Source organism: Mucilaginibacter sp. (genome assembly GCF_039925265.1).
Classification (GTDB): domain Bacteria; phylum Bacteroidota; class Bacteroidia; order Sphingobacteriales; family Sphingobacteriaceae; genus Mucilaginibacter.
Map to the genome: position 1 here is coordinate 51,313 of NZ_JBDSZG010000009.1, position 13,514 is coordinate 64,826.

General features: G+C 46.4%; 14 protein-coding genes and 1 riboswitch. Of the genes, 7 read left to right on the forward strand and 7 right to left on the reverse strand.

What is annotated here, in order from left to right; translation table 11 throughout:
- Window positions 1–163: 163 nt before the first annotated feature.
- A complete protein-coding gene (locus ABIX36_RS03585) occupies window positions 164–940 on the forward strand; it encodes an SDR family oxidoreductase (protein ID WP_348080793.1) in 777 nt (258 codons plus the stop codon).
- Between the two features lie 61 nt (window positions 941–1,001).
- On the opposite strand, the gene ABIX36_RS03590 is transcribed toward ABIX36_RS03585, so the two are convergent.
- Window positions 1,002–1,217, reverse strand: a complete 216-nt coding sequence (locus ABIX36_RS03590; protein ID WP_348080794.1) for a hypothetical protein — start codon at window positions 1,215–1,217, stop codon at window positions 1,002–1,004.
- 33 nt (window positions 1,218–1,250) lie between these two features.
- On the reverse strand, window positions 1,251–2,906 hold the full coding sequence (locus ABIX36_RS03595) for a M28 family metallopeptidase (RefSeq protein WP_348080795.1): 1,656 nt from the start codon (window positions 2,904–2,906) through the stop codon (window positions 1,251–1,253).
- A gap of 178 nt (window positions 2,907–3,084) precedes the next feature.
- Here ABIX36_RS03595 and ABIX36_RS03600 point away from each other — a divergent pair, with 178 nt between their 5' ends.
- Window positions 3,085–4,374: an HAD-IB family phosphatase gene (locus ABIX36_RS03600; protein ID WP_348080796.1), complete on the forward strand. Its 1,290-nt coding sequence runs from the start codon at window positions 3,085–3,087 to the stop codon at window positions 4,372–4,374.
- A 78-nt stretch (window positions 4,375–4,452) separates the two neighbouring features.
- On the opposite strand, the gene ABIX36_RS03605 is transcribed toward ABIX36_RS03600, so the two are convergent.
- Together ABIX36_RS03605 and ABIX36_RS03610 are read right to left on the reverse strand one after the other, a co-directional pair.
- Window positions 4,453–4,920 carry a universal stress protein gene (locus tag ABIX36_RS03605; protein WP_348080797.1) on the reverse strand — a complete coding sequence of 156 codons (468 nt, stop codon included), beginning with the start codon at window positions 4,918–4,920 and terminating at the stop codon, window positions 4,453–4,455.
- Between the two features lie 67 nt (window positions 4,921–4,987).
- Window positions 4,988–6,325 (reverse strand): voltage-gated chloride channel family protein, encoded by a 1,338-nt coding sequence (locus ABIX36_RS03610; RefSeq protein WP_348080798.1) that lies wholly within the window; start codon window positions 6,323–6,325, stop codon window positions 4,988–4,990.
- A gap of 24 nt (window positions 6,326–6,349) precedes the next feature.
- A riboswitch (Fluoride riboswitch) is annotated at window positions 6,350–6,414 on the reverse strand.
- 117 nt (window positions 6,415–6,531) lie between these two features.
- On the opposite strand from ABIX36_RS03610, the gene ABIX36_RS03615 reads away from it, so the two are divergent.
- On the forward strand, window positions 6,532–7,485 hold the full coding sequence (locus tag ABIX36_RS03615) for a tryptophan 2,3-dioxygenase family protein (protein ID WP_348080799.1): 954 nt from the start codon (window positions 6,532–6,534) through the stop codon (window positions 7,483–7,485).
- Between the two features lie 59 nt (window positions 7,486–7,544).
- On the opposite strand, the gene ABIX36_RS03620 is transcribed toward ABIX36_RS03615, so the two are convergent.
- Window positions 7,545–8,003, reverse strand: a complete 459-nt coding sequence (locus tag ABIX36_RS03620) for a hypothetical protein (RefSeq protein WP_348080800.1) — start codon at window positions 8,001–8,003, stop codon at window positions 7,545–7,547.
- A gap of 106 nt (window positions 8,004–8,109) precedes the next feature.
- On the opposite strand from ABIX36_RS03620, the gene ABIX36_RS03625 reads away from it, so the two are divergent.
- Window positions 8,110–9,174, forward strand: a complete 1,065-nt coding sequence (locus tag ABIX36_RS03625; RefSeq protein ID WP_348080801.1) for a branched-chain amino acid aminotransferase — start codon at window positions 8,110–8,112, stop codon at window positions 9,172–9,174.
- A gap of 225 nt (window positions 9,175–9,399) precedes the next feature.
- Here ABIX36_RS03625 and ABIX36_RS03630 read toward each other — a convergent pair whose 3' ends face one another.
- Together ABIX36_RS03630 and ABIX36_RS03635 are read right to left on the reverse strand one after the other, a co-directional pair.
- Window positions 9,400–10,146, reverse strand: coding sequence for a methyltransferase domain-containing protein (locus ABIX36_RS03630; RefSeq protein WP_348080802.1), 747 nt, complete (start codon window positions 10,144–10,146; stop codon window positions 9,400–9,402).
- Window positions 10,146–10,679 (reverse strand): serine acetyltransferase, encoded by a 534-nt coding sequence (locus tag ABIX36_RS03635; RefSeq protein WP_348080803.1) that lies wholly within the window; start codon window positions 10,677–10,679, stop codon window positions 10,146–10,148. The genes ABIX36_RS03630 and ABIX36_RS03635 overlap by 1 nt, the downstream gene beginning before the upstream one ends.
- A 111-nt stretch (window positions 10,680–10,790) precedes the next feature.
- On the opposite strand from ABIX36_RS03635, the gene ABIX36_RS03640 reads away from it, so the two are divergent.
- From ABIX36_RS03640 to ABIX36_RS03650, 3 genes are all read left to right on the forward strand, one after another.
- Entirely contained in the window at window positions 10,791–12,065 is a 1,275-nt protein-coding gene (locus ABIX36_RS03640) for a glycosyltransferase family 4 protein (protein WP_348080804.1), read from the forward strand.
- Window positions 12,062–12,811, forward strand: a complete 750-nt coding sequence (locus tag ABIX36_RS03645; protein WP_348080805.1) for a glycosyltransferase family 2 protein — start codon at window positions 12,062–12,064, stop codon at window positions 12,809–12,811. The genes ABIX36_RS03640 and ABIX36_RS03645 overlap by 4 nt, the downstream gene beginning before the upstream one ends.
- 205 nt (window positions 12,812–13,016) lie before the next feature.
- Entirely contained in the window at window positions 13,017–13,478 is a 462-nt protein-coding gene (locus ABIX36_RS03650) for a PA2169 family four-helix-bundle protein (protein WP_348080806.1), read from the forward strand.
- The last annotated feature ends 36 nt before the right edge of the window (window positions 13,479–13,514 follow it).

Genomic DNA, 13,514 nt, shown 5'->3' on the forward strand with positions numbered 1-13,514 from the left:
TTGTTGCATCGGTATCCCCTAATATCTGTTGAAGAGCGGCCCAAACAGGTCCTCTATTTAATATTCGCGTCGAGCCAGGCAATAATTACCACCAAAATAATGATATTTTATTGATAATTAAAGGGATGCGCAGAATGCGTAAAATAACTATCATTGCATACTTATGGATCTGAAGCTGCACAACAAAGTAGCCCTGGTACTTGCGGCAAGCAAGGGGCTGGGCAAAGCAATTGCCACTACCTTATCTGCCGAGGGTGCGATAGTAGTTATAGGCTCGCGCGATAAAACTGAACTGGATAACACCGCTGCCGAAATAACAAAGCTTACCGGCAACCGGGTGCTGGCCTTAACCGTTGATGTATCTGACCCTGGCGAAATAGCCGCCTTTATTAAACAGGCTGCAGAAACTTTTGGCCGGATTGATATTTTGCTGAACAATGCCGGCGGCCCGCCATTTGATAAATTTGAAAACTTTGATGATGAACAATGGCACCAGGCTTTTAACCTCAACCTGATGAGTGTGGCCCGTACCAGCAAACTGGTATTGCCCTATATGAAACAAACCGGGAGCGGGCGCATTATTAATATCATCAGCGGTTCGGTAAAGGCGGTGCTGGCCGGCTCGGTACTATCCACCACCATGCGGATGGGTGTGGTGGGGATGGCCAAACTGATGGCCGATGAGTTTGGGCCTTACAACATAACCGTTAATAACGTTTCGCCGGGTTTAATACTTACCGACCGGATAAAGCACACCCTACCTAAAGATGTTGATACAGAACAGGCCATGAAGGAGAAAGCCAAAAGCATCCCGCTTGGCCGCATAGGAGAGCCGGCGGAACTCGCCGCGCTGGTAGCCTTTTTGGCATCTGAGCAGGCAAGCTACATTAGCGGGCAAACCATACAGGTGGACGGTGGTGCAAGCAGGGCGATATATTAAATGAACACGAATTTCACGAATGGGGCGAATTGCACGAATTTGATTTGCAATATCCTACAAATTATTGCACCGCCTGCCCTCGCTTTTCCTGGCGAAGTTTGGTACCAAAAGTAAGCACGCCCAAAAACGCGCCAAAAGCAATGCCGCCCGAAAATCCCTGAATAAAATCGGTTTGTTTACCCGCCTGGAAATAGCCCAAGAAATTACTTGCAATAAATACAACAGCCGCCACTATGGTGGCAGCTATTGCTAAATAAAATCTTGTCCTTGTAGTCATATCTAATTTACTTAGTAAGTATAATCCCAACCATTACTTTCCCATTGATTTTTCGCGTATCGCTTTAAATTCCGAGCCGGGTTTCCATCCGGGGAAGGTAGTTTCGCCCGCAAGCTTAACGCCAAGCTGATACATCAGGTACGTGGTTTGTGCCATACCGAGGGTGTTCATGCTATCGCTGTAATTGTCCGATGGTTGATGGTAGCGCTGGTCGTTGTACTCTTTGGCTTGCTCCACTCCGTATGCTTCGCCTTTTGCTACGGAGTTTGCGCCATTATGCAGATCTAAAGCGGGTACGCCCACCTTTGCAAAATTAAAATGATCCGATCGGTAGTAACTGCCCGAGCCCGGGGTTTTATCGCCCACAACCTCCCAGCCATTTGGCTTGGTAAGGGCAACTACGTAGTCGTCCAAATCATTTTGTCCTTTACCTGTGATGGCAAAATCGCTGGTTTCGCCAAAATCGGATAGTGCATCGATGTTCAGGTCGGCAACGGTTTTATTTAATGGGTAAACAGGGTGCGTGCCATAATATTCCGATCCTAAAAGGCCCTGCTCCTCGGCCGTAACCGCCAGGAACACAATGGAGCGCTTCGGCTTGTCCTTTGCCTGCGTAAACTTTTTGGCAACGGCTAAAATAGCCGCCACACCGCTGGCGTTATCAACGGCACCGTTGTAAATACTATCGCCTTTTATCGCCGGCATTTTCACCCCAAAATGATCCCAGTGAGCCGTGTATAAGATGTATTCGCCCGGCGTGGTGCTGCCCTTAAGCGTAGCTATCACATTATGCGAGGTAGAATACTTTAGTTTGTTTTTTAAGGTAACAGATACCGAGCTATTCAGCGGTACCCCCTTAAAATCTTTTTTGCGGGCATAAGCGCGCATATCTTCGGTAATACCGGCACCGGCAAGCAGTTTTTTGGCTGTCTCCTCGCTTAACCAACCTTCTACCTTACAACGGTTCATGTGCTTATCGGCCTGGGTTAAGTATAATTTAGACCCAGTGAAGCTGTTTTGGATCACCTGCCAGCCGTAGCTCGCCGGCTCGGTTTGATGGACGATGAGCACACCTGCAGCACCCTGCCGGGCGGCTTCTTCATACTTGTAAGTCCAGCGACCATAATAGGTCATGGTATCGCCTTTAAATAGTTTTTCGGGGGCTTTAAAGCCGGGGTCGTTCACCAGCACCACAACGGTTTTTCCCTTTACATCCAGCCCAGCGTAGTCGTTCCACTTATATTCGGGTGCTACAATGCCATACCCCGCAAAAACAAGCGGGGAGTTTTTTAGTTCCAGCGATGGCAGTTCCTGGCGGGTAGCGGCAACAAAATCGATGGTGTTTTTTACATCAATAGCTGCTTTACCGGTTATCTGCATGGTTGGCGCGGCGGCGGGGCCAATCTCCACCATAGGCACATCCTGGTAATAGCTGCCGTTATTGCCCGGCGCTAAGCCTAATTTTTTAAACTGGGATGATATATACGCGATAGTTTTATCCTCACCAGCCGTAAATGGCTTACGGCCCAGCAACGAATCGTTAGCCAAAACAGCTATGTGTTGTTTAATGTCGGCAGCCAGGGCTGTATCTGTGGCGGTGGCGGTTTCCTTCTTTTTATCGGGTGAACAGCTTGCCAAAACAGCGGTGAAACCGGTAATGGCAATAAGAGCGATGGATTTGATCTTCATGGATTTGTGGCCTGTTTAAAAATCAAATATATAAAAGGGGCAGATTGTTTGCTTGTATTATATTTGATAGAAAAGGCAAGAGCGCAGGTTATTAACACTGTGGGTAAATAACCTTTTTTGCCGATGCCTCCTTCAAGCAAAAATTCGCACATTTGCACTTCAGCAGATTTGCACTCCCATGGACCAATATTTCATTATAGATTTTGATAGCACTTTTACCCAGGTAGAAGCCCTTGACGAACTTGCCCGCATTTCCCTTAAAAACCATCCCGACCGGGAAGCTATTTACAAACAGATAGAGGACCTCACCAACGCTTCGATGGAAGGACGCTTATCCTTCACCGAAAGTTTGCAGGCAAGGGTGAAGCTTTTGTGCGCTAACCGCGACCATTTAAAGCAGCTGATCACACATCTGAAGAAGAAGGTATCCACCTCTTTTTCGCGCAACACCATTTTCTTTAAAAACCACCAGGATGAGGTCCTTATCGTATCCGGCGGCTTTAAAGAGTTTATCATCCCGGTAGTTACCGAGTATCATATCAAAAAAGAAAACATCTACGCCAATACTTTTGAGTTTGACGAAGAAGGCAATATTATAGGTTACGACCGCAGCAACCCTCTCTCGCAGGAAGGTGGTAAAGTAAAATTACTGAAAGAACTTAACCTGCCGGGCGAGATCTTTGGTATAGGTGATGGTTATTCTGATTTCCAGCTGAAGGAATCGGGCATGATCAAAAAATTCTTCGCTTTTACGGAGAATATCGAACGCAAATCGGTAGCCGAAAAAGCCGACCATATTACTCCGAGTTTTGATGAGTTTTTGTACATCAACAAACTGCCGAGGGCCATATCTTACCCAAAAAACCGCATCAAGTGTTTGGTAGTGGGTAATATTGATGATGAAGCATTAGCACAAATGAAACGCGAAGGCTACAACCTGCGCCATAAAGATGTTATTGAAGAGAAGTACCTGGAAGAAGCCGGTGTTTTGTTTTGCGACGAAGAAAACCAGCCAACACCGGAGCAGATCCAAAACGCGGGCCGCTTAAAAGTGATCGGTTGTTTCGGCAGGATAGGCCGCAAATTATCAGAAGCCGCCTGTGATGCAGGCATCATCGTATTCGACGACCCGAAAGATAACCCCCGCAATTCGGATTTTATCCCCAAGAGGGTTATCGCGTTTATGAACGAGGGTCGTACGCACATGAGCTGCAACTTTCCTGATCTGCAGCCGCCGCGTAACAACAACGCGCACCGCTTAATTCACATCCACAAGAACATTCCCGGTATCCTCGCTAAAATAAATGAGGTATTTGCCCGCCACAACATCAACATAGTAGGCGAGTTTTTGGTGACCAACAGCCAAATAGGTTACGTTATAACCGATGTAGCCACGGGCTACGAAGCCGGCGTATTAAACGAGTTGAAAGCTATTGAACACACGATAAAGTTTAGGCTGCTTTATTAAGAGAGTTCATGGATGATAGTTAATGGTTCATAGTGAATAGCAAGACTTCCGCAGCTACTATGAACCATTAACTATCATCTATGAACTAAGTGGAACTACAAGTACCGGTATATGTGAATTGCGTACCACGCTTTCTGCTACGCTGCCCATCAGCAAGCGGTCGATGCCGGTTCTGCTATGTGTCCCTATCACAATCAAATCTGCTTTAAACTCTTTGCTGCAATGCAGTATCCCATCGGCGGTTGAGCCGTATTCATTAAAGTGGGTAACCTGCAGGTCGCCGGCATATTTTTTTATGGTGCGGTTAACGATGTTATCACTTAGATCTTCCTGGATGTTTAGCAACTCCACCTCATTCACACCCGAATCCTGGAAAGGCAGCCCCGTAATGGTATCGTTGCTGGTTACCGGTGTTACCATGGGCTCTACAATATGCACCAGCCCAACATGGGCGTTAAAAGTTTTGGCGAGATCGAAACCATAAGAGGCGGCGTACTCGGCAAATTTGCTATCGTCTATACCGATAAGGATCTTGTTAATATGCATGTTGGAAGGGTTTTGGTATCCCTTAATAAACAATTTACAGGCGATATGTTTTGTAGAAATGCAGGTGTTATAATTTATATTTTGCCAGCATTCTATGCAGGTACTTAGGTTTGGCCGCCTCGCCCGCGGGCAATTTGGCATGAGCCACCCGCTGTGCGGGATAAATGCCGCCCTCGCCGCTAAAAAAGTAGGCTGTAAAACACGCCACCGCGAAAAACAGCGCGTACTCGCCGCCAAAAAGTTCTATCCCCATTATAGTACAAGCCAAAGGAGTATTGGTAGCGCCTGCAAATACCGCAATAAAGCCAAGTGCGGCAAATAGGCCAATAGGTGCATTCATCAGTTCGCCCAGCGTATTACCGAGCGTAGCGCCAATATAAAACAGGGGTGTAACCTCGCCGCCTTTAAAGCCAGTGCCTAAAGTTATGGCTGTATAGATCAACTTCCATAACCAGCTGAACGCCATACTGCCGCCATGCTGAAATGCCGATACTACAGTTACAGAACCGGAGTGCTCCGGGGTTACACCCAATCCCAAATAATCGGGCCTGCCCAATAAAAAGGTCAGGCCAATAATTACTAAACCACCGCAAACCGGGATCAGCCAGTTTACTTTTATCCATTTTAAAGAAAAACTTTTAACCAAATGTACGGCCTTGGCAAAGGCCATACTTACCAAACCGAAAATAGCCGCGGCAGCTATCACCTTTGCCAGCAGTATCAGGCTCACCGGCAAATGTTGCCCGTAGAGTACCTGCCCGGTATCAACAATATCTACGTGGTACAGGGTATGCTTAATACCCCATGCCGACACGGTGATATCCCCTATGAGCCCGGCGATGAGGCATGGTAGAAGCGCGGTATAATTAATGCGACCGATAGCGATAACTTCCAGCGCGAATATGGTACCCGTAAGCGGCGTGCCGAATACCGCGCCAAAACCTGCCGCCACGCCAGCGGTTAGAATGGTTTTTTTATCTGCCTCGTCCAGTTTAAAAATGCCGGCAAACAGGTTGGCCAGGCTGCCACCAATTTGTACGGCCGTACCCTCGCGCCCCGCAGAGCCGCCAAATAAGTGGGTAATAACCGTAGTAACTAAAATGAGTGGCGCCATCCGTTTGGGTACGCCCGCACCGGGCTGGTGAATCTCGTCGATAATGAGGTTATTGCCACGCTCGGCAGATTGCCCGTACCATTTGTAAAGCAGATGAATAACCACACCCGCCAGCGGCAGCAGAAACAGCAACCAGTTATGGCCGAACCTGAAAAGCGTGGCCCGGTTGAGCAACCAAAGAAACAGCGCCACCAAACTGCCTATAGCAATTGCAACAGGGGTTATAATAATAGCCCAGCGGATAAAATATTTTAAGAGATCAAGTTGATTGGAAAGGAATTTTTTAAACATAACCTACATGCAAATAAACAACTTATTTGGGTAGGCGTCATCAGCTTTGCAGCGGTTCAAATAGGCAGAACACCATTGCCTTTGTTTAGCAAATATAATTTTAATTTCGGATTTCGAATGTTCGATTTCGGATTTGTGTAACTTCAGATTCTTTTAAATCCGAAATCTCAAATCCCACATCCGAAATCCTTCTTATCTTTGCACTCATGAGCATCTCTCCCGAAATAGAAAATAAATTAGCCCTGCTGCAGGAAAAGTACGAGGCCATGGGGCAGGATATGTCCAGCTACCTGGATGGCCTGCTGCACGCCGATTTCCTGACGTACTGGGATTATATCCACCTGGATACTCTACTGAGCCTGCAAAGCCCTAAAACGCCTTTCCCGGACGAGGAGATCTTCATCATGTATCACCAGATAACGGAACTGTATTTTAAGTTGAGCCTGCACGAGTGTAAACAAATTGCCGCCGCAGAACCTTTAACTACCGAATTTTTTACCAAACGCGTACAACGCATCAACCGCTATTTTGAGGCGCTTACCAATTCTTTCGAAATTATGGTAGATGGGATGGAGAAAGAACAGTTCCTGCAGTTCCGCATGTCCTTATTGCCGGCCAGCGGTTTCCAAAGCGGGCAGTACCGCATGATAGAGATATACGCTACCGATTTTATTAACCTGGTAGCCAAAGACCAGCGCGAAGAATTGCGCGGCGCATCCATCGAAGAGCAATTTGAATATATCTATTGGAAATTCGGTGCTACCGAGCTTTCTACCGGTAAAAAAACACTCACCTTAAAACAGTTCGAAAAAAAATACGCCAAAACGTTTATAGAGTTGGGCAAAAACGTTAGCACAACCAACTTTTACAGCCTGTACAAACAATTGACAGAAAATGGCGAAAACACTGCCCCCCTGGCCGAACAGTTAAAGCAACTGGATATCAATGTAAATGTAAACTGGCCGCTATCGCACTATAAATCTGCCGTGCGCTACCTGCACCGCGAACCCGAAGAAATTAAAGCCACGGGCGGCACCAACTGGCAAAAATACCTGCCTCCGCGTTTTCAAAAACGCGTGTTCTATCCTTCGTTATGGTCTGCAGAGGAATTAGAGAACTGGGGTAAAGGTTGGGTTGACAAAGTGGTGAGCGGGTTATAGTAGGGGCTGCTTTCACCATAGTACAGTAGCAGAGGGGTGCTGCTCCTGTTTATCAATTTTTAGCGAACGGTTAACATGCTGTATTCCTTCACGCGGTCGGCTACCAGCTTTTGTATCTCGTCGAAACATTCAAACTTATTCATCACAAACAACGATTTTTTTGACGGGAATTTATTAATGAGGTAGATGCCTTGCTTAGCGGGCTTTACCTGGCTAATGTTCTCGAAAGTAATGGCGACATCAGGCTGGCCCGATACATGCAGGGTGATCCTATCATCATCAACGGTAAGTTCGGTGCTATCGGTATTTAAAAAATACTTTTTGCGGCCATAAAAGAAAAAGCCGGTAAGTGCTGCCAAAATCACCGCGAAAATGGTTACGCTAATGGTATCGCCGGTGCGGTACAGTAAATTATAAGCAAAAACACCAATAATAGCGGCATACGCGCCTAAAATGGTAACGGTCCACACCTTTTTAAGTTTGATGCGGCCTTCTGTGGTTAATTCGTACTTAGACATCTTTTGTTTAGGGTTTAAGCCTACTAATATACCTTTAGTAGTTTAAAAAGTGAAAAATCAGGCGAAATTTTTTTAACTTGCCATTTTTCGATTAATATGTACTGCCATGACCGAAACATTGGACATCAAACTTACCAAAACCTCACAATCGCGTTTAGAGCAAACCGATTTTGACGACCTGCCCTTTGGGCGCACTTTTTCTGACCACATGCTTGTGGCAGATTACATCGACGGCGAATGGAAAAATTTCGAGATCGTCCCTTACGGGCCTATTGCCATGAGCCCTGCCATTTCTGCCCTGCATTATGGCCAGGCCTTTTTTGAAGGCATTAAAGCTTATAAACATGCCGATGGTACGGTCACTATTTTCCGTCCCGATAAAAATGCTATCCGTTTTAACAAATCAGCAGAGCGCCTTTGCATGCCAACGCTGCCCGAAGATATATTTGTGCAGAGCATTGCAGCCGTGGTAGATATTGACCGCGACTGGATCCCAACTAAAGAGAACCACGCCCTTTACATCAGGCCGTTTATGTTTGCTACCGACCCATACCTGGGCGTAACGCCATCAGCTACCTATAAATTTGTAGTACTTGTTGGCCCGGTTGGCCCATATTTTTCAAAAGCACTGCGTGTAAAAATAGAAACACATTACACCCGCGCTGCCGAAGGCGGTATGGGTTTTGCAAAAGCCGCCGGTAACTATGGTTCATCTATGCTGCCTGCCCGCAAAGCTGCCGAAGAAGGCTTCGACCAGCTGATATGGACCGACGCAAAAGAACACGCCTTTGTAGAGGAAATGGGTGCCGCTAACGCGATGTTTTTGCTGGATGGCAAACTCATAACCGCCGAGGCGAAAGACACTATATTGGATGGCGTAACCCGCGATACAGTTATTGCATTGGCCAAAGAATGGGGCATCACCGTTGAAGAGCGTAAAGTTTCTGTAGCCGAAATTATAGAAGGTGCTAAAAACGGCAAACTAACCGATGCTTTTGGTGCCGGTACCGCCGCAACAATTGCCCCGGTAGGCTCTATTACCTATAATGGTGAGGAATACTTTTTAAGCGACCCTAAAACAAGAGAATTTTCGAACCGGGTATTCAATACACTGGATGCTATTAAATACGGCACCACGCCTGATACGCACGGCTGGAATTACGTAGTGTAATTTTAGTTTAGATATTTATGAGCCCTGCAAGAAAATTGCGGGGCTTTTTTTTGTACGAAAGCTTCTCCCCCAACGTCATGCCGAACTTGTTTCGGCACCCCACATGCATGGTTACTGCCGTACAATTCGCAGACAATACAAGCTTACCGTTAACGCTGACGACCTGTCCTGTGGGTTCCTGAAACAAGTTAAGGATAACGTGATGTAAACCGGTTATGGAATAAATTAACCCTCCGCCTTCACCACAATATAGGGCGATAGCGCTTTACTTTCTATCGGCACAACCTTAGTAAACACTTTGCCGGCCACCCAAATGGTTTTCATCAGCAACTTGGCTACAGCGGTTTGTTCTGATTTATTCTCCAGCCATACCGAAAAACGGCCATGATAATACGCTTCCACATTTTTTAAGCCCAATGCTTCACAGCTGTTCTTGAGCAGGGTAAGGTCCATGCTGTTGATGTTGTGTTTATCGTAATTCTCTTTATCGAAATTGCGCTGCACCCAGCCGTTCACGCTTTTAAAGTTTGGCAGGGTAATAAACAAGGTGCCGCCCGGCTTTAAAAACTTAAGGTGTTCACCAATGATAAATTTGGTATCGTTAAAATGCTCTATCAAGCCAAAGGAAAGCACCATGTCGTACCTTTCGGCAGGCTGGCAGGTGAAAAGGTCGGTTTCAATGATATTGATGTCGCCCTCTTTCAGGTCATTTATGGTAAGCAGGTCGTTTACCAGTTTTGGATGGATAAAGTAATCCAGCAGGGTGGTGGTAAGCCCTTTATATTTTTTTAGGTAGATGGCATAATAGCCGGGGAAACCGCCCAGTTCAATAGCGGTTTTAGCGTTCTTATCCTTAATGATCTTACCCAGTATATCGCCAAAAACGTAATTGGGTTTTAGTTTAAATATCAGCCCGATCCTCGATTCCCAAAACGATTTCCAAAAGGCCCTGTCGGTTAAATTATTGTCCATTAAATATTTTCAGTTTGGGTTTCGGCCTCAGTTCTTTTATCCAGCACACGTGCCGGGTTACCCACCGCCGTGCTGTTTGCCGGAATGTTTTTTACTACTACTGCACCGGCGCCTATTGTTACATTATCGCCAATAACTACATCACCAATGATGCAAACATTGGGGCCGATATCCACATTATTTCCTATCTGCGGGCAGCGGCTATGGCTGCCATCTGCCTGTTTTTTGTGGCCGATGGTAACGCCATTACGCAGTACACAGTTTTCGCCAATGATAGTGCCGTAATTTACAACAAGCCCCTGCCCATGATAAAAAACCAGGTTTTTACCCACGGTAAGCTTGCGCGGAAGCTCTATCCCTAAACTCCATTCTACAAAAAAACGGTAGAACATGAGGTAAGGGAAAAAGATGATCTTCAGCAGCATGTAGCGGTTAATGGCATTTACCAGCCGGAACATAAACAGCACCAGCCGCGCTTTTATATTGCCCCGGTTGGCCCGCCAATCCTGGAATAAATACGCGAAAAAATTCATGCCTGCCTGTTAATTTTGCTGTGACGCTTCGTGTTGATAAAGATGAAGCATTCAAAAGTAAAATTTTTAATTTTAGTATCATTATACTTGCCCCGATAAATGACATTGCCTATGAAGGTTGCTTTGATAAACACATCTGATTCGGGCGGAGGTGCCGCCGAAGCCTGCATGCGCTTATTAAAGGCCCTGCAATTACAGCAGGTGGGGGTAACCATGGTGGTGCAGCACAAAAATCGCATCGAACCGGCCGTGTATTCGGTAGAGAAAACCAAACTGGATAAGCTCCACTCCCAAATCGATTTTTTTTATGAGCGGCTGCCGTTCATCGCCTTTAAGGCGAAGGACAGGAGCGTGCGCTTCGCTTTTTCTACCGCAAACGCCGGTACCGATATCAGCAAAGACCCTGTAATAAAGGATGCCGATATCCTGCACATCCACTGGACAAACTCCGGTTTCCTTTCCATAGATGATCTGGATAAACTCATCAAGCTAAATAAACCCATCGTGTGGACGCTGCACGATATGTGGGTGTTTACCGGGGGCTGCCACTACGCCGGCACCTGCAACCATTTTGAGCTGGAGTGCGGCAATTGCTATTTTTTGCGGAAGCCAAGCCCCAACGATATCTCGCACACCGGCTGGCAGCGTAAAAGCAAAATACTGAGCGATGCTAAAAACATTTCCTTTGTAACCTGCAGCAACTGGCTGGGGAGCGTGGCCAAACAAAGCTCGTTGCTTAACCATGCCAGCGTGCAGGCCATCCCCAACCCCATAGATACCGAGCTTTTTTCGCCACGAAAAATGGACGAAGCGCGTAAGAAATGGGGTATAGATCCGTCAAAGAAAATTATCCTTTTCGGCGCGGCAAATATTGCCGACAGGCGTAAAGGCCTTGCTTATTTGATAGAGGCGTTAACCTATCTTAAAAATTATCCCGGCACAGAAAACGTGGAGATGGTGATCTTCGGCAAAAACAAACGCTTTGATACCAGCACCCTGCCTTTCCCAGTGCATCAGTTAAATATTATTACGTCGCCGGGCGATCTGGCGGAGATCTACAGTTTGGCAGATGTTTTTCTACTCCCATCAATAGAGGATAACCTCCCCAATACCATTATGGAAGCCATGAGCTGCGGAACGCCTGTAGTTGCTTTTGATACCGGCGGCATCCCGGATATGATAGAACATCAGCAGAATGGATACCTCGCGGCGTTTAAGTCGTCGGCAGATCTGGCGGCGGGCGTCAATTATGTGTTGACTGCCGCAGAGCCTTCGGTGCTTTCTGAAGCAGCGCGCGAAAAAGTGCTATGCGAGTTTAATAACGAAAAAGTTGCCGGGCAATACATCAGCCTGTACCAACAGATTTTGAAAGGAGCGAACGGATGATGCCTAAGCTATCGGTAATTACGGTTGTGTACAATAACGTGGCCGATATTGGCCGCACCCTGCTTTCTGTGCTTAACCAAACTCATCCGGCTATAGAATACATTGTGATAGACGGCGCTTCTACCGATGGCACGCTGGATATCATCAATACTTACAAAAGCCGCATCACTAAACTCGTGAGCGAGCCGGATAAAGGCATTTACGATGCCATGAACAAAGGGCTGGCCATGGCTACCGGCGATTATGTGATCTTCATGAACTCGGGCGATGAGTTTTACGCTGCCGATACCGTTGAAAAAGTTTTTGCTACCGCCGATAATGCTGATATTTATTATGGCGAAACCGAAATGCTGAACATCCGGCGCGAAAGCCTTGGCCAGCGCCGACACAAAGCCCCGGCGAAATTCAACTGGAAAGGGTTTAAATTTGGCATGAGCATAAGCCACCAGGCCATCTACATCCGCAGGACACTCACGGCACCTTATGACCCGACCTACCAGCTCAGCGCCGATATCGACTGGATCATCCGTGCGGCAAAAAAAGCGAAGACGATAGTAAAAGTGAATGGTTATGTAGCCAAATACCTGGTTGGCGGTATGTCAAAAGCAAAACATCGCCAAAGCTTAGAGGAACGCTTCGCCATCATGAAAAAGCATTACGGGTTAATCCCAACCATTTTTAATCACATCATTATTGCCTTTAACCTGAGCATCTACTGGCTTAAAAACCGGCGGACGAATGATTAATATTTGATGCAGTAAAAAACAGTACAGCCTGTCTGTTTCCCAGGGTAATCTTAAAAATCGGCTTCTCTTTCCACATTCGTTAAAATTTATTTTCCCCGCTGTAGCCACACAGGGTTTATTGCTATTTCTTATAATTTTTTTAATTAGAAATTAATTATTGGCATAGTGGTTGTATATACTTCATCAACAAACAATAAACATCACCATGGAAACTACCACAGAAAAATCAGTAGAAGTATTAAATGACCTGATAGAAATTAATAACGACCGTATAGACGGTTTCACCCGTGCAGCTAAAGACCTGGGCGAAGGCGATGCCGACCTGAAAGCCGTTTTTGAAAAATTCGCGAGCGATAGCCGCCAAAATGTTCAGGAGTTAAGTGCAGCCGTTGGCCAAACAGGCGGAGAGTTAGAAACCGGAAACTCGGTATCGGGCACCATCCACCGCACATGGCTGGATGTAAAAGCTACCTTTACCGGGCACGACCGTAAAGCCATTCTATCTGAATGCGAACGCGGTGAGGATGCTATTAAAAAAGCATACCGCGATGCCTTAACCGAAGATAACGGATTAACATCAGAACACAGCTCGTTAATTGCTACGCAACAGCAGGCTATTAACGAAGGGCACGATCGTATCAAAGCCTTAAGAGATGCTCAGGCATAAGCCAATTCATTTCTTTTCATACTGAAAAGCCGCCTC